This window comes from Pseudomonas sp. Root401 (genome assembly GCF_001425105.1).
Taxonomy (GTDB): Bacteria; Pseudomonadota; Gammaproteobacteria; order Pseudomonadales; family Pseudomonadaceae; genus Aquipseudomonas; species Aquipseudomonas brassicacearum.
In genome coordinates, this window is the sequence record NZ_LMDO01000023.1 from 243466 (window position 1) to 265244 (window position 21779).

At 61.3% G+C, this 21779-nt stretch carries 22 protein-coding genes; 14 read left to right on the forward strand and 8 right to left on the reverse strand.

What is annotated here, in order from left to right; genetic code table 11:
* Position 1: 1 nt before the first annotated feature.
* The 7 genes from benC to ASC85_RS18190 all read right to left on the reverse strand — a co-directional run bounded on the left by benC (position 2) and on the right by ASC85_RS18190 (position 6461).
* Complete coding sequence (gene benC / locus ASC85_RS18160; RefSeq protein ID WP_057450770.1) at positions 2–1024, reverse strand: benzoate 1,2-dioxygenase electron transfer component BenC; 1023 nt, start codon at positions 1022–1024, stop codon at positions 2–4.
* 10 nt (positions 1025–1034) lie between these two features.
* Entirely contained in the window at positions 1035–1523 is a 489-nt protein-coding gene (gene benB / locus ASC85_RS18165) for a benzoate 1,2-dioxygenase small subunit (RefSeq protein ID WP_057450771.1), read from the reverse strand.
* Positions 1520–2896 (reverse strand): Rieske 2Fe-2S domain-containing protein, encoded by a 1377-nt coding sequence (locus ASC85_RS18170; RefSeq protein WP_057450772.1) that lies wholly within the window; start codon positions 2894–2896, stop codon positions 1520–1522. The genes benB and ASC85_RS18170 overlap by 4 nt, the downstream gene beginning before the upstream one ends.
* Before the next feature lie 85 nt (positions 2897–2981).
* Positions 2982–3950, reverse strand: a complete 969-nt coding sequence (locus ASC85_RS18175) for an AraC family transcriptional regulator (protein WP_057450773.1) — start codon at positions 3948–3950, stop codon at positions 2982–2984.
* A gap of 100 nt (positions 3951–4050) precedes the next feature.
* A complete protein-coding gene (gene catA, locus ASC85_RS18180) occupies positions 4051–4956 on the reverse strand; it encodes a catechol 1,2-dioxygenase (RefSeq protein ID WP_057450774.1) in 906 nt (301 codons plus the stop codon).
* Positions 4957–5019: 63 nt separating this feature from the next.
* Positions 5020–5310, reverse strand: coding sequence for a muconolactone Delta-isomerase (gene catC / locus ASC85_RS18185; RefSeq protein WP_014338349.1), 291 nt, complete (start codon positions 5308–5310; stop codon positions 5020–5022).
* A 29-nt stretch (positions 5311–5339) separates the two neighbouring features.
* Positions 5340–6461, reverse strand: coding sequence for a muconate cycloisomerase family protein (locus tag ASC85_RS18190; RefSeq protein WP_057450775.1), 1122 nt, complete (start codon positions 6459–6461; stop codon positions 5340–5342).
* 102 nt (positions 6462–6563) lie between these two features.
* Between ASC85_RS18190 and ASC85_RS18195 the strand changes: the two genes are divergently transcribed.
* Entirely contained in the window at positions 6564–7430 is an 867-nt protein-coding gene (locus ASC85_RS18195) for a LysR family transcriptional regulator (protein WP_057450776.1), read from the forward strand.
* 1 nt (position 7431) lies between these two features.
* On the opposite strand, the gene ASC85_RS18200 is transcribed toward ASC85_RS18195, so the two are convergent.
* Positions 7432–8313 carry a LysR family transcriptional regulator gene (locus tag ASC85_RS18200; RefSeq protein WP_057450777.1) on the reverse strand — a complete coding sequence of 294 codons (882 nt, stop codon included), beginning with the start codon at positions 8311–8313 and terminating at the stop codon, positions 7432–7434.
* Between the two features lie 152 nt (positions 8314–8465).
* On the opposite strand from ASC85_RS18200, the gene ASC85_RS18205 reads away from it, so the two are divergent.
* From ASC85_RS18205 to ASC85_RS18265, 13 genes are all read left to right on the forward strand, one after another.
* Entirely contained in the window at positions 8466–9674 is a 1209-nt protein-coding gene (locus ASC85_RS18205; RefSeq protein ID WP_057450778.1) for an MFS transporter, read from the forward strand.
* 136 nt (positions 9675–9810) lie between these two features.
* The gene (locus ASC85_RS18210; RefSeq protein WP_028236876.1) at positions 9811–10830 is read left to right on the forward strand and encodes a LacI family DNA-binding transcriptional regulator; all 1020 of its coding nucleotides are present in this window, start codon (positions 9811–9813) and stop codon (positions 10828–10830) included.
* On the forward strand, positions 10814–11818 hold the full coding sequence (locus ASC85_RS18215; protein WP_057450779.1) for an ABC transporter substrate-binding protein: 1005 nt from the start codon (positions 10814–10816) through the stop codon (positions 11816–11818). The genes ASC85_RS18210 and ASC85_RS18215 overlap by 17 nt, the downstream gene beginning before the upstream one ends.
* A gap of 15 nt (positions 11819–11833) precedes the next feature.
* Positions 11834–12688 (forward strand): ABC transporter permease, encoded by an 855-nt coding sequence (locus ASC85_RS18220; protein ID WP_082534410.1) that lies wholly within the window; start codon positions 11834–11836, stop codon positions 12686–12688.
* Positions 12685–13479: an ABC transporter permease gene (locus ASC85_RS18225; protein ID WP_057450780.1), complete on the forward strand. Its 795-nt coding sequence runs from the start codon at positions 12685–12687 to the stop codon at positions 13477–13479. The genes ASC85_RS18220 and ASC85_RS18225 overlap by 4 nt, the downstream gene beginning before the upstream one ends.
* Entirely contained in the window at positions 13476–14507 is a 1032-nt protein-coding gene (locus ASC85_RS18230; protein ID WP_057450781.1) for an ABC transporter ATP-binding protein, read from the forward strand. The genes ASC85_RS18225 and ASC85_RS18230 overlap by 4 nt, the downstream gene beginning before the upstream one ends.
* Before the next feature lie 25 nt (positions 14508–14532).
* Positions 14533–15363: a phosphodiesterase gene (locus tag ASC85_RS18235; RefSeq protein ID WP_057450782.1), complete on the forward strand. Its 831-nt coding sequence runs from the start codon at positions 14533–14535 to the stop codon at positions 15361–15363.
* Between the two features lie 178 nt (positions 15364–15541).
* Entirely contained in the window at positions 15542–16861 is a 1320-nt protein-coding gene (locus ASC85_RS18240) for an OprD family porin (RefSeq protein WP_057450783.1), read from the forward strand.
* Positions 16862–17086: 225 nt separating this feature from the next.
* Positions 17087–17560: a (2Fe-2S)-binding protein gene (locus tag ASC85_RS18245; RefSeq protein WP_003201837.1), complete on the forward strand. Its 474-nt coding sequence runs from the start codon at positions 17087–17089 to the stop codon at positions 17558–17560.
* Positions 17561–17572: 12 nt separating this feature from the next.
* Positions 17573–19810, forward strand: a complete 2238-nt coding sequence (locus tag ASC85_RS18250; RefSeq protein WP_057450784.1) for a xanthine dehydrogenase family protein molybdopterin-binding subunit — start codon at positions 17573–17575, stop codon at positions 19808–19810.
* Positions 19811–19988: 178 nt separating this feature from the next.
* On the forward strand, positions 19989–20759 hold the full coding sequence (locus ASC85_RS18255) for a creatininase family protein (protein WP_057450785.1): 771 nt from the start codon (positions 19989–19991) through the stop codon (positions 20757–20759).
* A gap of 120 nt (positions 20760–20879) precedes the next feature.
* A complete protein-coding gene (locus tag ASC85_RS18260) occupies positions 20880–21278 on the forward strand; it encodes a sigma-70 family RNA polymerase sigma factor (RefSeq protein WP_057450786.1) in 399 nt (132 codons plus the stop codon).
* Between the two features lie 40 nt (positions 21279–21318).
* Entirely contained in the window at positions 21319–21735 is a 417-nt protein-coding gene (locus ASC85_RS18265; RefSeq protein ID WP_057450787.1) for an organic hydroperoxide resistance protein, read from the forward strand.
* The last annotated feature ends 44 nt before the right edge of the window (positions 21736–21779 follow it).

The following is a 21779-nucleotide window of genomic DNA, read 5'->3' on the forward strand; positions in this document are numbered from 1 at the left end:
CTCAGGCGGCGTCGCCGGTGACGATTGCGTTGGGCGTGAACTTCTCGTAGTGGAAGCTGGCCGGGGTGACACCTTGTTCCTTGAAATGCCGGCGTACGGCATCAACCATCGGCGGTGGCCCGCAGAGGTACACGTCGACATCACCGTTGTTGAGCACGGCTGGCGCCATGTGCTGGGTGACATAGCCTTGGCGAGGATGCGCGGTTCCGGGGTCCGCCACGCAGGTCACGAAACTGAAGTTCGGCAGGCGCGCGGCGAAGGCTTCCAGGGCCTCGACCATCACCAGGTCCTGATCGCGAGTCACACCGTAGATCAGCGACACCAGTTGCGTTTCCGCACGTTCGGCGAGTACTTCAAGCATCGACAGGAACGGTGCAAGCCCGGTACCTCCGGCCAGGAACAACAGTGGCCGAGTAACCTCACGTAGATAGAAGCTGCCCAACGGCCCTGTCATGGCAACTGTCTCGGCTTGCCGGGCACGTTCCAGCCAACTGCTCATCAAGCCGCCGGGAACATGCTTTATCAAGAAACTGGCGTGCTTTTCGCCTGGCCGACTGCTGAAGGAATACGAACGGGTCTGACCACTGCCCGGAACCTCGATATTGACGTACTGACCGGGCAGGAAAATCGGCGCCTGGTCCAGTTCGAAGCTGATTTCCAACGCCGCATCGGCATGCCGAGTAATGCCGGTGACGCTGGCAGCGAACCGGGTGGTGCCGGTCTTGCAGGCGCTGGAAGGTACCGGCACGGCGATGACGCAATTGGATTGCGGCACCATCTGACAGGTCAGGACTTGCCGCTCCTGTGCTTCGTCCTCCGTCAGCGCATCGTCGATGTACTCGTCGCCCAAGTCATAGGCACCGGTTTCGCAGCGGCATTTGCAGGTGCCGCAAACACCGTCCGAGCAATCCATGGGCAGATTGATGCGTTGGCGAAAGGCGGCATCCAGCACCTTCTCACCCACTTTGCAGTCGATGAAACGGGTCACCCCGTCTTCAAAATTGAGGGCTATGGAATACGTCATGGCGCTGGCCTCAGATGTGATAGATGTCGATGACCTGATGGATGTAGTCGTTTTTCAGCACCACCTTCTTACGCGTGATCAGCGGCTGTTCAGCGCTGATGTCCAGGTGATAGAAAGACGTGCCGAAATACGTATCCGTGGTCTTGTAGCGATGGCTGAGGGTTTGCCAGTTGAAACGCAGCTCCACGTACCCGGCGTCTTCAGCCAGTACCTCGAGGTTGGTGATGAAATGCACGGTTCGCGGCTCCGGCGTGCTGGCACTGGAGCGTTCGGTCTTGATGCGGAAAACTCGGTCTTCCAGGCCGTCGCGGCTGGGGTAATACACCAGCGAAATCTCACTCTGCGGGTCCTGCGTCAGCGTGTCGTGGTCATCCCACGCCGGCATCCAGAACTCGACCTTGGGCGAGTAGCACTCCAGCCACTCGTCCCACTGGCGATCATCCAGCAGGCGTGCTTCGCGGTAGAGAAAAGCCAGCAGGCTGTCACGGGAAATGCTCACGAGCGCACCTCCTTGTCGGTGGCAATCAGGCTTTGTCGCTCCAACTCAATCGCTCGTTGCAGACTGGCGGCCCAGTGGGCGTGCTGACGGACGAACAACCCCTCGTCCTCGGTTTTCACCCCGCTGAGCTGCGGGTTCATGCCCATGGCGCGTGCATTTTCGTCAGCCCCCTCGACCCACTGCTTTGCGCCGCGGCTCAGGTCATTCCACAAGCTTGTCGCCCCCTGATAACCGGTCTGGCAGGCACGGAACTCTTCCAGGTCGTCGGGCGTACCCATGCCACTGACGTTGAAAAAGTCCTCGTACTGGCGAATGCGGGTCGTGCGCTCCCGGGCACTTTCACCCTTGGGCGCCATGCAATAGATCGTTACTTCGGTCTTGTCGACCGCGAGGGGCCGTACCACGCGGATCTGCGTGGAGAACTGGTCCATCAGGTAAACGTTGGGATACAGGCAGAGGTTGCGGGTCTGGTCGACGATGAAATCGGCACGCTCCTGGCCCAGGCGCTCGGCGAGGGCCTCACGGTGCGCATGCACCGGACGCACTTCGGGATTGAGCAGGCGGGTCCACAGCAGGATGTGCCCATGTTCGAAGGCATAGACACCGCCCAGGCTCTTCGACCAGCCGTTGGCATCCACGGTGCGGGTGCCTTCGGCCTCATAGTTGCGGCGGCCCATGGTTGCCGAGTAATTCCAGTGCACCGAGCTGACGTGATAGCCGTCGGCACCGTTCTCGATCTGCAGTTTCCAGTTACCGTCGTAGGTGTAGGACGAACTGCCGCGCAGCACTTCCAGCCCTTCAGGCGCCTGATCGACCATCTGGTCGATGATGACCCGGGTTTCGCCCAGGTAATCACTCAGTTCCGGGACGGCTTCGCTGAGGCTGCCAAACAGGAAGCCGCGATAGTTCTCGAAACGGCCCAGGCGCTTGAGGTCGTGGGAACCGTCGCAATCGAAACTGTCGGGATAGGCGCCGGTCTTGGCGTCTTTGACTTTGAGCAGCTTGCCGGCATTGCTGAAGGTCCAGCCGTGGAACGGGCACGTGAATGAGCCTTTGTTGCCCTGCTTGCGTCGGCACAGCATGGCGCCACGGTGAGCGCAGGCATTGACCAGGCCGTGCAGCGACCCTTGTTTGTCGCGAGTGATAACGACGGGCTGACGGCCAATGTAGGTGGTGAAGTAGTCGTTGATGTCCGGCACCTGGCTTTCATGCGCCAGGTAGACCCAACCACTTTCAAAAATATGCTTCATCTCCAGGGCGAACAGTTCGGCGTCGGTGAAGATGTCGCGGCGGCAGCGGAAGACCCCGGTAGCGGGATCTTCCTGAACGGATTCGCTGAGTTGACGGGCGAGTCTGTCGAGCGTGCTGATCATGGGGTAGGCCCTCGGTTGTTCTTGTATCAGGCCCCCTCACCCTACGTGTTCACTTGCGGCGTCAATATCCACGTACTGCAATTCGCTATCCGCGTGGCGCGGCCTGTTCACGCTGGCGCCGCCAAGTCTGCGAAGGCAGCTCGCCAAAGCGCTTGCGGTAGACCTCGGAGAAGCGACCCAGATGCAGAAAACCGTGATCCAGCGCGACTTCGGTAACGCTGCGCGCTGTCGCGGTTTGCAGTTCGGCATGCACCCGCTCCAGCTTGCGCTGGCGCATATAGTCCCGCGGTGAAACGCCGACCTTGCGCTCGAACAGCGTGTACAGCGAGCGCTCGCTAACCCGGGCGACCGCCATCAACTGTTCGACACTGATGTCTTCGGTCAGGTGCTCCTCGATGAACTGCCGCACGCGCTCGAAACCAGCTCCCTCCTCAGCCCGGGGGGCGACTCTCAAGACGTTGTTTGCCAGCAACACCAGCAACTTGTTAGCGACTATCCGCTCGTACAGGCACTGGACCTCACCTTGCGCCGCGTTCTCGGCCTCATGGCAGATCAACCCCAGCAGTTGCACAAAACCAGTCATCTCTTTGAGCTCGTGGCGCTCGGACACGAACCGGATCCCTTGCTGCGGAAGCGTCCAGTGCTGCTCCAGACAGGCGTTTTCCAACAGCCTGACGGGCATTTTGACGATGAATTTTTCGCAGTCGGCCGAATACGTCAGGTCGACCGGGTCATCCGGATTGATCAGCAGAATCTCGCCGGCCCGCAAAACCTGCTCTTTACCTCGGGCAGCGGATCGGCAATGCCCTTGAAGCAGGATTTGCAGGTGATAGATCGTCTCCAGCGCCGTCGAGGTGACCCGCACTGGCGCGCCATAACTGATACGACACAAGTCCAGGCTCGAGAACGTACGATGGCTGATGCTCGCCTGAGGGCGGCCTTTGGGCGGCAGGCGAATGCAGTGACTGCCCACGTGCTGGTTAACGTAATCCGACACGGCATAGGCATCTGCACGGTCGAAAATCTGGCTGCGCTCACTCAATAACACGGTCATGTTGGCGCCTCTTTTTGTTGTTTGCTCAAGACCAGGCGGAAGCCACAAAGCCCCCGTCAGCAATCGCTGCGGGGGCTTGGGTGTCAGGCGTAACGGTGAATCACACCTCCAGCGCTCGCACTCGCTCGGGACGGCTTTCGTCTTTGGGCGCGGCGGTTGGTTGAAGGACAAAATCGAACTCGATATCCGCCCGCTGGCCGTTGGCATCGTCGCTGAAGCGAATCTCGGCGATCAATTCGTCACGGGTTGCATAAGCAAAATCATCGTGCAGGTATCGGTCCCCTGCCAAGTTGATTTGCGTCGTCAGGTGACGATGTCCAGGCGCCGAAATGAAGAAATGAATGTGTGCAGGCCGCTGGCCATGACGCCCCAGCTGGTCAAGCAATTGCTGGGTCGGACCATCCGGCGGGCAGCCGTAGCCCGAGGGCACGATGCTCTGGAAACGAAAGCGTCCTTCGGCGTCCGTCAGGATCCGCCGACGCAAGTTGAATTCGGACTGCGAAGGGTCGAAATATGAGTAGGTACCGCCGGTATTCGCGTGCCAGACATCGACCACCGCGTTGACCAGGGGCTCGCCATCGGTGTCGCGTACCTGGCCGGTCATGAACAACACCGTGCCGGGGTCCTGGCCGTCATCGAGGCGGGCAAAGTGCTCCGACAGCGGCGCGCCGGCCACATACAGCGGGCCCTCGATGGTCCGTGGCGTGCCGCCGACCTGGCCGGCCTGTTCATCTTCGGCGTCCATCAGCATGTCCAGGTAATGTTCGAGCCCCAGCCCCGCGACGACCAAGCCAGCCTCCTGGCGGCGGCCCAAGTCGTTCAGGTAGTTGACAGCCTTCCAGAACTCTTCGGGGGTTACCTGAAGGTCCTCGATGAGCTTGATCGAGTCGTTCAAGACACGATGCACCACCTGCTTCATCCGCTGGCTTCCGGTGGGCTGGTCGAAACCGGATGCCTTCTCGAGGAATTGCTGCACTTCAGCGGTTTGGGAGATACGAACGGTCATGGCTTTTGCCCTCATCAGTATTATTTGTTCTTGTCGATGTCAGTGCTGCGAATCGGGTGGAACTCAGCGGTCGTCGGCATGGATCGAAGATGGATGTCGGCACATCGGTGTCACGTCGATCTCCATGTAGGGGTACAGCGGCAATTGCATCAAGGTGTCATGCAACGCCTGGTTATCCGGCACATCAAACACGCTGACGTTGGCGTAGAGCCCGGCCAGGCGCCACAGATGACGCCAGGTGCCTTCGTGTTGCAGGCGCTGCGCAAGTTCTTTCTCGTCGGCCTTGAGCTGAGCGGCTGTTTCAGCCGGCATATCGGCTGGGAGCCTGACGGTCATGCGTACGTGGAAAAGCATCTCGTGGGTATCCTCTTGGCTAAGGCAGGTCAGCGGCGCGCAAAACGCGCAAGCCGTTGTTCATCCAGCTCGATGCCCAAACCGGGCGTGCGCGGGATCATGAGCTGAAAGTCCCGATAGACAGGCGGTTCCACCAGGATATCTTCGGTCAACAGCAGCGGTCCGAACAGCTCGGTGTGCCATTCCAGCTTGTCCAGCGTGGCAAAGGCATGAGCGGCCGCCAGCGTGCCGACGCTGCCTTCGAGCATCGTACCGCCGTACAGGCCGATACCGGCGGCTTCGGCAATCGCAGCAGTACGCAACACCGCCCGGGGGCCGCCGGTCTTGGCGATTTTCAGGGCAAAAATCGAAGCGGCGCCCATCTGCGCAAGGGCAAAGCTGTCCTGGACCGACTCGATCGCCTCATCGGCCATCAGCGGGATCGGGCTGTGGGCACTGAGGCGGGCCATGCCCGGCCGGTCGTGTCGGGACAAGGGTTGTTCGATCAGCTCGACGCCAGCATCGGCCAACAGTCGACAGGCCCGTATGGCCAGCGCTTCGCTCCATGCCTGGTTGATGTCGACGCGCACGCTGGCGCGGTCACCCAGGGCACGCTTGATCGCCGCGACATGGGCGATGTCGCGCGCCGGCTCCGCGGCACCGATCTTCAGTTTGAAGTGCCGGTGGCGACGTACATCGAGCATGTGTTCGGCCTCTTCGATGTCTCGGCCGGTGTCGCCGCTGGCCAGCGTCCACGCCACTTCCACACCGTCGCGTACACGTCCGCCGAGCAATTCCGCCACCGGCAGCCCCAGGCGCTTGCCTTGGGCGTCGAGCAGCGCGGTTTCCACCGCTGAACGCGCGAACGTGTTGCCACGAATGCTCCGGTCGACCCGTTGCATGGCCGCGTTGAGATTGCTCGCGTCTTGCCCGATCAACAGCGGTGCGAACCATTTGTCGAGGTTCACCTTGATGCTTTCCGGGCTTTCCCCAGCGTACGCCAAGCCACCGATGGTCGTGGCCTCGCCGACGCCGATGATGCCGTCACTGGACTGGATCCGCAGAATGACCAGCGTCTGGCCGTGCATGGTATGCATGGCCAATTTGTGTGGCCTGATCGTGGGTAGGTCAACAATTTGGGTATCGAAGCGTTCGATGGTGACAGCAGTCATAATCTTTCCGTCGGCGTTGTGTTTGTTCTTGGGCAAAGATTGACGCTGAGCAAGCGCACCGTCCAATATTGAATAAGTCTCGCTTTATACCTTGGAGGTATCGTGGAGCTTCGTCATTTGCGTTACTTCCGGGTGCTGGCGCAAACCCTGAATTTCACTCGCGCCGCTGAGCAGTTGAACATTGCCCAGCCGCCGCTGAGTCGCCAGATCCAGCAACTGGAGGATGAACTGGGGGTGGCGCTGCTTGAACGTTCCAGGCCGCTGAGGTTGACCGAAGCGGGTCGGTTCTTTCATGAGCACTCCAGCCAACTGCTGGAACAGCTCGTGCGCATTGGCGACGACACGCGTCGCGTCGCTGCAGGTCAGAAACGCTGGCTGGGTATTGGCTTTGCCCCTTCCACGCTATACGGCGCCTTACCTGAGTTGATCCGTCAGTTGCGTAGCCTCGGCGATGTGGAATTGGGGCTCTCGGAACTCATCACCTTGCAGCAGCTCGAAGCGCTGAAAAGTGGCCGCATCGACGTTGGTTTTGGCCGGATGCTGTTCGATGATCCCACCATCACCCAGGAAATCCTGCGCCAGGACCCGTTGGTCGCAGCCCTGCCGGCAGGTCACCCGCTGCTGTCGGGACCGGCCACCCTGGAGCAACTGGCAGCAGAACCTTTTGTCCTCTACCCGGGCACCCCGCGCCCGAGCTATGCCGACCACGTCCTGGGCATCTTCGCCGCACAGGGCTTGCGGATCCGGGTGGTGCAAACGGTGAACGAGCTGCAGACCGCCATCGGCCTCGTTGCAGCAGGCATCGGTATCACCCTGGTACCCGCCTCGGTGCAAAGACTGCACCGCGATGACATTGGCTACACCCCGCTGCTGGACAGCAGCGCCACTTCACCCATCGTCGTGAGCTACCGCGCCGGGGACGTATCGCCAGTGTTGCAACAGTGCCTCGGGCTGCTCGCCAAGCGATGAGTCACTTGAACAATTCACTGCTCATGAAATCAATGAACACCCGCAGTTTCGGCGCCAGGTGCTTGCTTGAAGGCCAGAGCATGCGGAAGGTGCTCTGATGCCGATTGAAGTCGTCGAGGACGGTGACCAGTTCACCGCTGGCGATGGCATCGCGCACGGTGAAGTCCGGCACGCAGGCAATTCCCAATGCATCGCGCACGACGTACAGCAACGCCTCGGTGGTGTTGCAGACCAGGGTGGCCGGCAGGTTGAGATCGGGCTGCCCTTCCCCGTTTATCGGCCAGACCTGCATCCTGCCAGTACTGGGAAACTTGTATAGCAGGCAGGCATGGCGCAGCAGATCCGCCGGCACCTGCGGCGTGCCGTGTTCGGCGAGGTACCGGGGCGAACCGACCACGACGAGCTTGAACGCGCCCAACGGGCGGGACATCAGCCGGGAGTCGTTCGGTTCTCCGGTCCGAATGACGGCATCGAAACCTTCCTCGATGATGTCCACCAGCCTGTCGGAGAAATCCAGGTCCAGTTCGATACTGGGGTAGCGGCGCATGAAGGCCATCAGCGTCGGCATGACCAGGTCTGCAACCAGCGGCAAACTCACCCGCAGTTTGCCCCGCGGCGCTTTGCGGGTTTCCGACAATTCCAGTTCGGCCGCTTCGACTTCGCAGAGAATACGCCGGCAGCGCTCGAGGAAAAGCGTGCCTTCTGCCGTCAGCGTGATACTGCGCGTGCTGCGATGAAACAGCCGCACACCCAGCCGTTCCTCGAGCCGGGCGACGCTTTTGCCCACCGCCGAAGACGAAATGCCAAGCGCCCTGCCCGCCTCTGAAAAGCTGCGGGTTTCGGCCGCGCGAACAAAAAAATCAATCCCGCTCAGTGACTCCACGCCAGGCTCCTATTGCGGACATTTTTTCCGATGTGTTGCGCACTCTAGCATTCTTGTCTCGCCAAGAAGGGGCACTTACCGTAGTCGGCACGTATCAATCTGCGACTGACACCGCTATCCGGCGGGCCAGAAGCGTTTCAAGCAGGTGACACATGACGATTGCCAATACCCATATCGACGCCGATGCCGAGGTCGTTCAAGACGCTGCGCCGCTCCACATCGGCTCACTGTTTGCCCTCGCGCTGGCGGCGTTCGTGACCATTCTCACCGAAGCCTTGCCTGCCGGTCTTCTCTCACAGATCAGCGAAGGACTGGCGATTTCCGAAGCCCTCGCCGGCCAGTTGGTCACGGTCTACGCGATAGGTTCCTTGCTGGCGGCCATTCCCTTGACGGCCGCGACCCAAGGCATGCGGCGCCGGTCACTCTTGCTGTTGGCCATTGCCGGTTTTGCCGTTGCCAATACAGTCACGACGCTTTCCACCCATTATGGTTTGACGATCGTCGCGCGCTTGCTGGGTGGCGTATCGGCCGGGCTGCTCTGGGCCTTGTTGGCCGGTTATGCCGCCCGCATGGTGCCCGAGAGTCAGAAAGGTCGGGCGATTGCGATTGCCATGGTTGGCGCCCCCCTGGCGTTATCCCTGGGCGTACCGGCCGGCACCCTGCTCGGTAATTTGATCGGTTGGCGGATGAGCTTCGCCATCATGAGCGTGTTCGCCGTCGCCTTGATGGTCTGGGTACGACTCAAGGTGCCTGACTTCCCAGGGCAAGCCACCAATAAGCGCCTTGCCTTGGGCCAGGTTTTCACCCTGCCGGGCGTTCGCTCGGTGTTGTTCGTGGTGCTGGCTTTTGTCCTGGCGCACAACATTCTCTTTACCTATATCGCGCCGTTCCTGATGGCGGCCGGCCTGGGCGAGCGGACCGACCTGGTTCTGCTGGTCTTCGGGGTCGCATCGTTGCTGGGCATCTGGGTCGTCGGCGTGCTGATCGATCGCCATCTACGGGCATTGACCCTTGCCAGCACGGCGCTGTTCGCCATCTCGGCACTGACGCTAGGCGCCATGAGCGACAGCCCTGCCGCGATCTACATCGCGGTAGCGGCCTGGGGAATCGCCTTTGGAGGGGCCGGGACGTTGTTCCAGACGGCAATCGCCAAGACGGCCGCAGAGGCAGCGGATCTCGCCCAATCGATGTTGGTCACGGCCTGGAACGTCGCCATTGCCGGCGGCGGGATCGTGGGAGGCGTGCTGCTCGATCACCTGGGTGTCGTTGTGTTCGCGCCTGTGCTGGTCGCTCTCTTGCTGCTGACATTGGCGGTGGTGTGGTCCGCCAGGCAGTACGGGTTTACCGCGAGCATGCGCTGAGTATGCGTATGCACCCTGGATACCTTTCAACGATAGATATCTGCAACTGACATCAAATTGTCATCACTGCGTCGCCAAAACGCCATAAGCCCTGAGTACTGTCCTCGCCAATGAGATCGATCTCAAGCGAGTGACAATGACTGATTTGAAAGAAGTGGCACGTTTGGCTGGGGTTTCGCGGGCAACCGCGGCCCGCACCTTTGCCTCCCCTGAAGTGGTGCGTCCGGCGACCCGCGAGCAAGTCTTCGCCGCTGCGCGCCAACTGGGTTTTCGGCCCAATCGTCTGGGCCGCCAACTGCGCCTGCAGGTGACCAAGCTGATCGGCGTGGTGGTCCCCAACCTGCTCAATCCAGTGTTCGCCGAACAATTCCAGGCCATGGAGCGCGCTGCGCGCTTGCGCGGCTACAACCTGCTCCTGGCGACAACCGACTACAGCAGCGAGCGCGAAAGCGTGGTGGTCGAGGAGTTGTTGCGCCAGCGCGTCGATGGCCTGGTCCTCACGGTGACCGATGCCGAAAGCAACCGCGTGCTGCAAAGCCTGGACAACGAGGACACGCCTTTTGTGCTGGCCTATCACCAGCCGGGCAACCCGGACTACAGCGCCGTGTCGGTGGACAACCGCGCCGGCATGGCCCTCGCCACGCGTTATCTGCTCGAGGCCGGACATTGGCGCATCGGCATGGTGGCCGGCCCTGCCCTGCAATCGGACCGTGCTCGCCTGCGTTACGCCGGTTATTGCGACGCCATGCGTGAGGCCGGTCTCGACTGCCTGCCGGTGATTGAAATGCCGGCCCATACCCAAGCCGACTTCGCCGCCATCGAGCCACTGCTGCAAGGCCCGCAAGCCCTCAGTGCATTGGTTTGCTCCAACGATCTGTTGGCAATCAGCCTGATTGCACAACTGCGCCGCAACGGTTGGCACGTCCCCCAGCAGCTTTCGGTCATTGGCTTTGACGGCATCGCCCTCGGCACTCAGATGCACCCGACGCTGTGCAGCGTCGTCCAGCCTATTGAGGCCCTGGCTTGCACCGTGATCGACCAACTGCTGGCGCAAATCGGCGGCGCCGCACCGGTTTCCCATTGCCTGCCCTGCCATATCCGGCCGGGCGAAAGTACTCAACCCTACGAGGAGACGCTTGATGATCCGCTTCAGTAAAACCCTGGCGACGTTGCTGCTTTGCGGCGTTGCCAGCCTGGCCCGGGCTGCCGAAACGGCGATTTGCTACAACTGCCCACCGGAATGGGCCGACTGGGGCACGCAGCTCAAGGCCATTGCCGATACCACCGGCGTGCAGGTCCCGCTGGACAACAAGAACTCCGGGCAGGCCTTGGCACAACTGGTGGCCGAGCAGGCCGCGCCAGTGGCGGATGTGGTGTATTACGGCGTGACCTTCGGTTTGCAGGCGCAAAAAGCCGGGGTGGTCGGCACCTATAAACCCAAGGGCTGGGAGCAGATCCCGGCCGGTTTGAAGGACCCGCAAGGACACTGGTTTGCCATTCACTCCGGCACCCTGGGCATCATGGTTAACGTCGATGCGCTGGGCGGCCTGCCCGTGCCGCAAAGCTGGGGCGATCTGCTCAAGCCTGAGTACAAAGGCATGGTCGGCTACCTTGATCCGTCCAGTGCGTTCGTCGGTTACGTTTCTGCGGTAGCGATCAACCAGGCCATGGGCGGCAACCTCAACGACTTCACGCCAGCGATCGATTACTTCCAGAAACTGGCGAAAAACTCGCCCATCGTGCCCAAGCAGACCGCTTATGCGCGGGTGTTGTCCGGCGAGTTGCCGATCCTGGTCGATTACGATTTCAACGCCTACCGGGCGCGCTACAAGGACAAGGCCAACGTCGCTTTCGTGATTCCCAAGGAAGGCAGCATCAGCGTGCCTTACGTGATGAGCATCGTCGACAACGCGCCTCATCGGGCCAACGCCGAGAAGGTCCTGGATTTCGTCCTGTCCGAGCAAGGCCAGGCGCTCTGGGCCAAGGCCTACCTGCGGCCGGTGCGGACAATGAAGATGCCTGCCGACATCGCCGCGCAGTTCCTGCCGGACAGCGATTATGCCCGGGCCGGCGTGGTCAACTACGAGCAGATGGCGGCGGCGCAGGAAGCCTTTTCCGCGCGTTACCTGAAAGAGGTCAAGTAAGTGACCGCCTCGGCAATAAAAGCCCGGGGAGTCTCGTCGGGCCAGGCCACGGTGCCGCGTTTGCGGCTGACCGCGGCCTGGGCCCTGGCGCCTGCGGCAGCGGTGCTGTTCGCGTTCTGGCTGTTGCCGCTGGCGCACCTGATCGTGCTGGGCGGGCAACGTCGCGACGGCGGCGAAAGCGGTTATTGGCAGGTCCTGGGCAGTGCGCAATACCTGGGCAGTCTGGCACAGACTTGCCTGTTGGCTCTGGCGACGACCCTCGCGGCGCTGTTGGTGGGTGGCATCAGTGGGGTTTTCCTCAGTCGCCAGCGCTTCTTCGGGCGTTCGCTGTTGGTTGCCTTGTTGACCTTCCCGCTGGCATTCCCCGGTGTGGTCGTCGGTTTCCTGGTGATTCTGCTGGCTGGGCGCCAAGGCTTGTTCGCCAGTCTTGGCCTCGAGCTGGCGGGTGAGCGCTGGATCTTCGCCTACTCGCTGATGGGCCTTTGTATCGGTTACCTGTACTTCTCGATTCCGCGGGTGATCCTCACGGTGATGGCCGCTTGCGAAAGCCTGGATCGCAGCCTGGAAGAAGCCGCCCATTCATTGGGCGCCGGCCACTGGCGAGTGATCTGCGATGTCATCGTCCCTGGCCTGGCGCCGGCGCTGGTCTCGTGCGGAGCGATCTGCTTTGCCACCTCCATGGGCGCCTTCGGTACGGCCTTCACCTTGGGCACCCGCCTGAACGTGACCCCGGTGGCGATCTACAACGTGTTCACCAACTACGCCAATTTCGCCGTGGCCGCTGCACTGTCGGTGGTGCTGGGGGCGCTGACCTGGGCGGTGCTGCTATTGGCCAGGCGCCTGGCGAAAAATTCGAGGACAGTCTTGTGAGACGCTCAACGCTGTTTATCGGCCAGTTGCTGTTCACCCTGCTGGTCTGCGCGTTCATGTTGGTGCCGGTGCTGATGTCGCTGCTGGCCGGGCTGACACGCAATTATTTCCAGGGCGTGTCCAGCGGCCTGACGTTCGATTGGCTGGTGCAAGTCTGGCAGGCCTATTCGCCGACGGTCTGGCTCTCCCTGCAACTGGCCGTGGCCTGCGCACTGTGCGTCTGCGTGGTGGGTGTTCCGGCGGCTTATGCGCTGGTACGGATGAACAACCGCTTCAGCCGCGCGTTCGAGGAGTTGATGGTGTTACCGGTGGCGATGCCAGGCCTGGCCAGCGCCCTGGCGTTGCTGCTCACCTATGGGCAGTTCGGTGGGTTTCGCAGCAGTTGGCTGTTCATTCTCGTCGGCCATGTGCTGTTCACCCTGCCGTTCCTGGTGCGTCCGGTGATGGCGGTGATGCAACGCCAGCACTTGCCCATCCTGGAAGAAGCGGCGGCCAGCCTTGGCGCCGGGCCGCTGCGACGATTCTTCAGTGTGGTGGTGCCCAACTGCCGGGCTGGGATCCTCGCCGGGGTACTCATGGTTGTCACGCTGTCGCTGGGCGAGTTCAACCTGACCTGGATGCTCCACACGCCGATGACCAAGACGCTGCCGGTGGGCCTGGCGGACAGCTACGCCTCGGCCAGGCTGGAAGTCGCCAGCGCCTACACCCTCATATTCCTGCTGATGATCGTGCCGCTGCTGATTGCGTTGCAGGCCATCAGCGCGCGCCTTTCCCGTGGAGAAAAACGATGACCGGAACCACCATTCGCCTGGCGGGTTGCCGCAAGGCGTTCTCGGACGGCACCGTTGCCGTGCATGACCTGGACCTGACCATAGAGGCCGGCGAAACCCTGGCGATCCTCGGCCCGTCCGGTTGCGGTAAAACCACCACCCTGCGGCTGATCGCCGGGCTCGAACGCCCGGATGTGGGGCAGGTGTTTTTTGGCGACACCGACGTTACCCGCCTGCCCATCGAGCGGCGCGACGTGGGCATGGTGTTCCAGAACTATGCGTTGTTTCCCAACCTGGATGTGGCCGGCAACATCGTCTATGGCTTGAAGATTCGCGGCATGGCGCCTGCCGAACGGAACAAGCGCTGCTCCGAGCTGCTGGAATTGGTGGGCCTTCAGGATCATGGCAAGCGCAGCATCCACGAATTGTCCGGCGGCCAGCGCCAGCGGGTCGCCCTCGCCCGTGCCCTGGCGCCCAAGCCCCGGGTATTGCTGCTCGATGAACCCTTGGCGGCACTGGACGCGCAGTTGCGTGAGCGCCTGCGCAGCGAACTGGATCAGTTGCTACGCCATCTGGGTATTACCGCCGTGTTCGTTACCCACGACCAGGGCGAGGCCATGGCGCTGGGCGATCGGATCCTGGTCATGGAGCGCGGGCGCGTCGCGCAATTGGCCAGCCCACGGGAAATCTACCAGCAACCGGCCAACGCTTTCGTCGCCAGTTTTGTCGGCAACCTCAACGCTTTTCCAGTGCTCAAGCACACGCCCCTGGGCTTGAAAGTCCATGGCGGAGAGTTGCCATGGCTGGGTGCCGGGTTGCCCGCCACCGTCTATTGCCGTCCCGAGCATTTGCGGGTGATGGACAACGAGGGGCATCTGCGCGGGCGCCTGGTGGGCCAGTTTTTCCAGGGAGCCCAAAGCCGCCTGTTGGTGGACGTCGGCGCCGCCCAACCATTGCTGGTGGACAGCACCGACGGCGTCATACATACCCCCGGTGCCCTGGTTGCCTTGGCCGTCGAGCCGCAGGTGCTGTTCACCTTGTCATCGTGATATTCGTGTTTTCAGAGGGCATATTTTGAATCATCCGTTTCTCATTGCGCAGATCAGCGACCTGCATCTCAAGGCAGGGGAAAAACTGACCTATGGCGTCGTCGATACCCTCGCCGCGTTGCGTCGTGCCGTTGATCATTTGAATACCCGGGTGCCGCGTCCCGACATCGTGGTGATCAGTGGCGACCTGGTGGACTTCGGTCGCGCTGATGAATACGCCGTACTGCACCCCGAACTGGCGCGCCTGCACATGCCTTGCTACCTGGTGCCCGGTAACCATGACAACCGCGAACATTTGCGGGCGGCGTTTGCCGATCATGACTACTTGCCAAGCGTGGCTGGGGCTCCGTTGGATTGGGTGGTCGACGCGCATCCGCTGCGCCTGATCGGCCTGGACAGCACCATTCCCGGCGGCCATGGCGGCCGGTTGCTGGACAGCCAATTGAGCTGGCTCGATGAACAGTTGGCCGGTTGTCCCGACGTGCCAACGCTGCTGGTCCTGCACCATCCGCCGTTTATCAGCGGCATCGGCCACATGGACCGCGAACCGTTCATCAACGCCTCGGCGCTGGAGCAGGTCATCGCCCGTCATCCGCAGGTAGAGCGCCTGCTATGCGGGCATTTGCATCGGCCGATGCAGCAACGCTTTGGTGGCAGCCTGAGCTGCGTGTGTCCCGGCACCTCCCATCAAATTGTCCTGGATCTGCAGCCAACCGCTCCCGCGCATTTCAACCTGGAACCACCCGGCTACCTGCTGCACCACTGGCATGGACAGGGGTTGGTGACCCATAACGGCGTGTTTGGCGAGTATCCCGGGCCGTACCCCTTTTATGACGCTCATGGATTGATCGACTGATAACCCAGGGACTTTCACTGATGACACTCTTTGGAGATTTATCCCCGACCCCACTCTATGCATTGAAGATTTTCTAACGAGTCATTTAACGCATCGGCCAATCAGGTGATCGGCCGAGAGCTTACTGCTGCCTTTCCAACATGCCCGGAACAGTGATTCCGCGGTGGAGTCCGTCCTGATGAAAGCCCTATTTCAAGTACTGAGTGTTTTAACTGGCGGTGTGAGTCTGGTCCTGAGTCCATTGGCGTCGGCTGATTTTATCAGCGACAGCAAAGCCAACTTGAACTTGCGCAACTTCTACTTCAACAACGATAACCGTGATGGCGCCGCCGCACCTTCGAAGACAGAAGAATGGGGCCAGGCCTTCATGCTCAATTATCAATCCGGGTTTACCGACGGCACCGTAGGGTTTGGCCTGGACGCGATCGGGTTGCTGGGCCTGAAGCTCGACAGCGGCGCGGGTCGGCATGTTGGCGGCTCGATGTTCCCAAACGATGGTGACAAGGCGGCGGACCAATGGTCGCGTCTCGGTGCAACCGCGAAGATGCGTGTTTCCAAGACCGAACTGCGTTACGGCACTTTGCAGCCGAAGCTGCCGATCCTGGTTTCCAACGATGGCCGCCTGCTGCCGCAAACCTTCGAGGGTGGCCAAGTCACCAGCAATGAAATCGACAACCTGACCTTCACTGCCGGACAACTGGAACACGCCACCGGCCGTGCTTCGAGCGACAGCGCCGGCCTGGCCGTGGCGGGCGGTAGCCAGGAAAGCAACAAATTCACCTTTGCCGGTGGCGATTACAAACTGACCAAGGACCTGACTGCCCAGTATTACTACGCCAATCTGGAAGATTATTACCAGCAGCACTTCGCCGGTTTGCTGCATGTTTTACCACTGGGTGAATACGGTTCGTTGAAAACCGACCTGCGTTATTTCAAGACCACGTCCGATGGCAAGAACAGCAGCGCAGCCGGTCGCGCCAGTGGTTACAAACTCGGCGGCTATACCAAGGACGGCAGCGGTGAAATCGACAACGATACCTGGAGTGCGGCGTTCATTTACTCGTTGGGCGGCCATGCCATTACCGCCGGTTATCAAAGCGTGTCCGAAGACAGCAACTTTGCCCAACTCAACCAGGGCGGCCTGGTGGGTAAAGGCGAAGGTGGCGCGAGTCTCTATCTCTATACCGACCGCACCATCCAGACATTCATCCAGGCCGGTGAGCGCACGGCATTCGCCCAATATGCCTATGACTTCGCGGGGCTTGGCGTTCCGGGCTTGAAGGCGTCGGTGATGTACCTCAAGGGCGATAACATCCAGACCGCCAGCGGCCAGGACGCCAGCGAATGGGAGCGTGATATTTCCCTGGACTATGTGATCCAGAGCGGCGCATTGAAGAACGTCGGTTTCGGCTGGCGCAACGGCATGTCGCGAAGCGATATTGCTCGTGACCAGGATCAGAACCGGCTGATCGTGAGCTATAGCATTCCATTGCTGTAAGCGGTCAGTATTGTTCGGGGCCAGGGAGTGGAACTCACACGTGACGCTCTCCTGGCTTTGTTGTCTGTTGGGTGTTGTCTGATGGGATCTCACCTGTGCTGTGGCAACACTCAGCACCTATTCGATTCGCACGATCAGGCAATTATCCGCCCGGATCGTGCAATCGCCCCCCGGCATTGCTTTCTATAGTTGACCAGAGCCAAACCATCCGGAGCTGGTACCCCTATGAGCGCCCTCAACATCAATGGCCGTGAATACACGGTCGACGTAGACCCAAGCACCCCGATTCTTTGGACCTTGCGCGACACGCTGGGCATGACCGGCACCAAGTTCGGCTGCGGCGCGGCGTTGTGTGGCGCCTGCACCGTTCACCTGGATGGCCAGGCCATTCGTTCCTGCGTGACGCCCATTGCCGCCGCCGAAGGCAAGAAGATCACCACCATCGAAGCGGCAACCAACGGCAGCGACCCGGTCGGCAGCGCCGTGCACGAAGCGTGGGTCAAGCATGACGTGGCGCAATGTGGCTACTGCCAGAGCGGCCAGATCATGAGCGCGACCGCTTTCCTCAAGGCCCAGCCCAAGGGCAAGCAGCCCACCGCCGCCGAGATCGACTCGGCCATGGCCGGCAACATCTGCCGCTGTGGCACCTACGCCCGTATCCGCGCCGCGGTGGCTGATGCCGCCAAAGCCCTTGCCTGATCGGAGCAGACCATGTTGAACGAGATTTTCCCGAACGAGCAGCCTCGCGCCTTGCAGCACCTGCTTGAACGTGACGAGGCTGACGGCCCCGCTACGTTGCCGCGCCGCAGCTTTCTCAAGATTGTCGGCATCGGTGGTCTGGCGCTCGGCGCTTTTCCTCACCTGGCCCTGGCGCAGGAGGCCAATGGTGCTGCCGCGCCGCTCAAACCGACCCAGCAACCCGCGGCATTCGTGCAGATCGCGCCCAGCGGCGAAGTCACGGTGACCATCAACCGCCTGGAGTTCGGCCAGGGCGTGCAGACCGGCTTGCCGATGATTCTTGCCGAAGAGCTCGATGCCGACTGGAGCCTGGTACGCAGTCGCAACGGCAACAGTGACGCCGCCTACATGGACCCGGCCTTCGGCATCCACCTCACCGGCGGTTCCAACTCGATCAAGAACAGCTATACCCAGTACCGCGAACTCGGCGCCCGTGCCCGCGCCATGCTCCTGAGTGCCGCCGCCGCGCGCTGGAACGTGGACGTGGCGAGCCTGAGCACCCAGGCCGGCATGGTCCTCGGCCCGGCAGGCCGTAAAGCGAGCTATGGCGAGCTGGCCGAAGCCGCGATGGCGATGCCGGTGCCCGAGCAGATCACACTCAAGGATCCCAAGGATTTCCGCATCATCGGGCAGGCCACGACACGCATCGACGCCAAGGCCAAGAGCAGCGGCCAGCAGGATTTTGGCATCGACATGCATCTGCCGGGGCAGCTCACCGCTGTCGTCGCCCGACCTCCGGTGTTCGGCGCCAAAATCGCCTCCCTGGATGACAGCGCGGCACGTGCCACGAAAGGTGTAAAAGCCGTGTTGCGCATACCACTGGACGGCGGTGCCGAAGGTGTTGCGGTGGTCGCCGACAGTTACTGGCAGGCAAAGCTGGCACGCGATGCGCTGAAGGTGGAGTGGGATGCGAGCGCTGTAGAAAAAGTGGACAGTGAGAAACAATTGGCTCAATACCGGGAACTGGCCAAGCAGCCCGGCCCGCTGCACTTTGATGCAGACATGACGCCGCTTGCCAGCGCGCCGCATCAACTGGACGCCGAGTTCGTGTTCCCCTACCTCGCCCATGCCCCGATGGAACCGCTCAATTGCACCGTGCAGCTAGCCGGGGATAGCGCTCAACTGTGGGTCGGTACGCAGTTCCCCGGCGGTGATGGTGCCGCGGCCGCCAAGGTGTTGGGCCTCAAGCCAGAGCAGATCCAGGTGAACGTGCAGACTGCCGGCGGTGGTTTTGGCCGGCGCGGCGTGCCCACCAACGATTTCTCCGTGCTGGCTTGCGAGGTCGCCAAGGCCGCCCGCACTGCCGGGGTCAACGCCCCTATCCGCACCCTTTGGAGCCGGGAGGACGACATCAAGGGCGGTTACTATCGCCCCATGCATCTGCACCGTGCGCGCATCGGTTTTGACGACAGCGGCAAGGTGCTCGCCTGGGACCACGCCCTGGTGGGCCAATCGATCATCACCGGCACCGTGTTTGGCGGGCGGGTGAAAAACGGCATCGACCCGACCGCCACGGAAGGCCTGCGCAATCCGTATCCGCTGCCCATGCGGCTGACGGTTCATCACCCCAAACTCAATGTTCCCGTGCTGTGGTGGCGCAGCGTGGGCTCCACCCATACGGCGTTTGTGATGGAAACGCTGATCGACGAGATCGCCCGCACGACCAAGCAGGATCCAGTGGCCTACCGGATGAAGCTGTTTGGTGACCAGAGCCCGCGCCATCGCGAGGCGCTGCAATTGGCCGTGGACAAGAGCGAGTATGGCAAGCGCCAGTTACCGGCGGGCCATGCCTGGGGCGTGGCGGTTCACGAGTCGTTCAGCTCGGTGGTGGCCTACGTCGTCGAAGCCTCGGTGCAGGACGGTCGTCCGGTGCTGCACAACGTGACGGCCGGTGTGCACTGCAACCTGGCCGTCAACCCACGCAGTGTCGAGGCCCAGGTCCAAGGCGCGGCGCTGATGGGCTTGTCGATGTGCCTGCCAGGTGGCGCGATCACCCTGAAAGACGGCGTGGTGCAGCAGACCAACTTTGCCGACTTCAGCGTCCCGCGCATTACCGACATGCCGACGTTTGCCGTCCACATCGTGCCCAGCGCCGAACCTCCTACGGGGATGGGTGAACCCGGCCTGCCGGCACTGGCCCCGGCTTTTGCCAACGCGGTGGCGAGCCTGACGGGTAAACCGTTGCGTGAGTTGCCGTTCAAGTTGGCGTGACGGGACGCGAGCGTTGGCACGTTTGTGATACGTACGTGTAATGTTCTGCCTCGCCTGCGTCATGCTGTGATTGACATGGCTGGCCATGAGCGCGATCGCCCTCGTGGTTCGCCATCCGCATAGCGCAAACGACGCCCTAACCTGCTCCGAAAGGAGTTTGTAATAGCGAGGCTAAAAAATGCTTTTATACAAGTCGACCTGGCCTGAAATCGAGCAGTTCCTCAATCGCAGTCGCACCATTGTCATTCCCATCGGTTCGAACGAGCAGCATGGCCCCATCGGGCTGTTAGGTACCGACTGGATGTGCCCGGAGATCATCGCCAACGAAGCGCAAAAAGCTGCCGATATTCTGGTGGCGCCCACCTTCAACATCGGCATGGCCCAACATCACATTGGTTTTGCCGGGACCATCACGCTAAGGCCCTCGACCTTTATCGCAGCCATCGGCGACTGGGTGCGCTCGTTGGCCGCCCATGGCTTCGAGAAAATCTTCTTCCTCAATGGTCATGGCGGCAATATCGCCTCGATCGAGGCTGCGTTCTCGGAGTTGTATGCCGAGGCGAGTTTCGCACGACGCCCGGCGGGATTTGCCTTGAAGTTGTGCAACTGGTGGGACTTGGAAGGTGTCGGTGCGCTGGCAAACCGCCAGTTCCCGACAGGCCACGGCGTCCATGCCACACCGTCGGAGATCGCTGTGACCCAGTGGGCCTACCCAGACTCGATCAAAACGGCTGATTACACCCCCCAAATTGCCAACTCGGGCCCTATACGCGAGGCTCATGATTTCCGCCTGCGCTTTCCCGACGGGCGCATGGGGTCGGATCCCGCCCAGGCGACACCGGAAAAAGGCGCCGAATTAGTCATGCTGGCGGCCCAGAGCCTGGTGCGGGAGCTGGAGGCATTCACCCGGGAACCGACGCCCGCCAGCGCCTCAACTAACAAACGCTAACAGCGCATAACTGGTGCTAGACGGTTCAAGGCATCACTCTTGAGTCTCCCAACTGCACGCATGGCGCACCTGTAGGCATCGCCCATGAACAGTTGAACCTTGACTCCAGAGGGAACCGGCATGACCGAACGTTATGGCGATAGCTGCCTGTGCAGCGTTGACCGTCTTGGGAACGACGAACTGCGAGCGCTGATGATTGACCTGGTCAAATCTGGCAAAGGTGCATCGACGCAGCTTCTGGCAACGGTGAAACCGCTGCTGATGGCCTTTTATGAAGGCCAGGTTCAAGCTGGACGTGTCAGGCGGGAAGAAGTCGAAGGCTTGGCCCAACAAGCCTTCGCATCGCTCTATCAACGACGCGCCAGTTATGACCCGAACGTTCCGTTCCGGGCGTGGCTGATCGAAACCGCTCGGCGCACGCTGCTTCATTACTTGCGCAAACAGAAAGGCATTGGCGTCGCAGACACTGTGGCGGACACTTCTGCGCTTGATCGCCATGAAGCCTTGAACGCTATCTGAATCAGCGCCTTGGGCCGTTTTCATTTTTCGGGTAATGCGCATGATCAGCATCGAGAAAGTGCTCTATACCAGCCACACGCACACAACAGGAGGGCGTGAAGGCGTTGGACGCAGCCATGACGGCCGACTTGATCTCAAGCTCTCTGCCCCAGGTGCACCCGGGAACGGCACCAATCCTGAGCAGCTGTTTGCGGTTTGCTGGTCAGCCTGTTTCCTGGGTGCCCTGCGCCACGCCTGTAACGCTCGCAAAATCGGCTTTCCGGCGTCTGCAGCTGTCGATGCCCAAGTCGATTTGGTCCACGGCGAACAGGGCTTTTTCCTGCAGGCTCGGCTTGCGGTGTCATTGCCGGGTATCGAGATGGATGTTGCACAGCAGCTGATTGAGGCAGCCCACCAGAATTGCCCGTATTCAAAAGCCACGCGCAGGAATATCGACGTCAGTCTCAGCATCGCCTGACCCTCCTCTCTTTTCACCTCCCTCGCACGACCGGGCTCTGCACT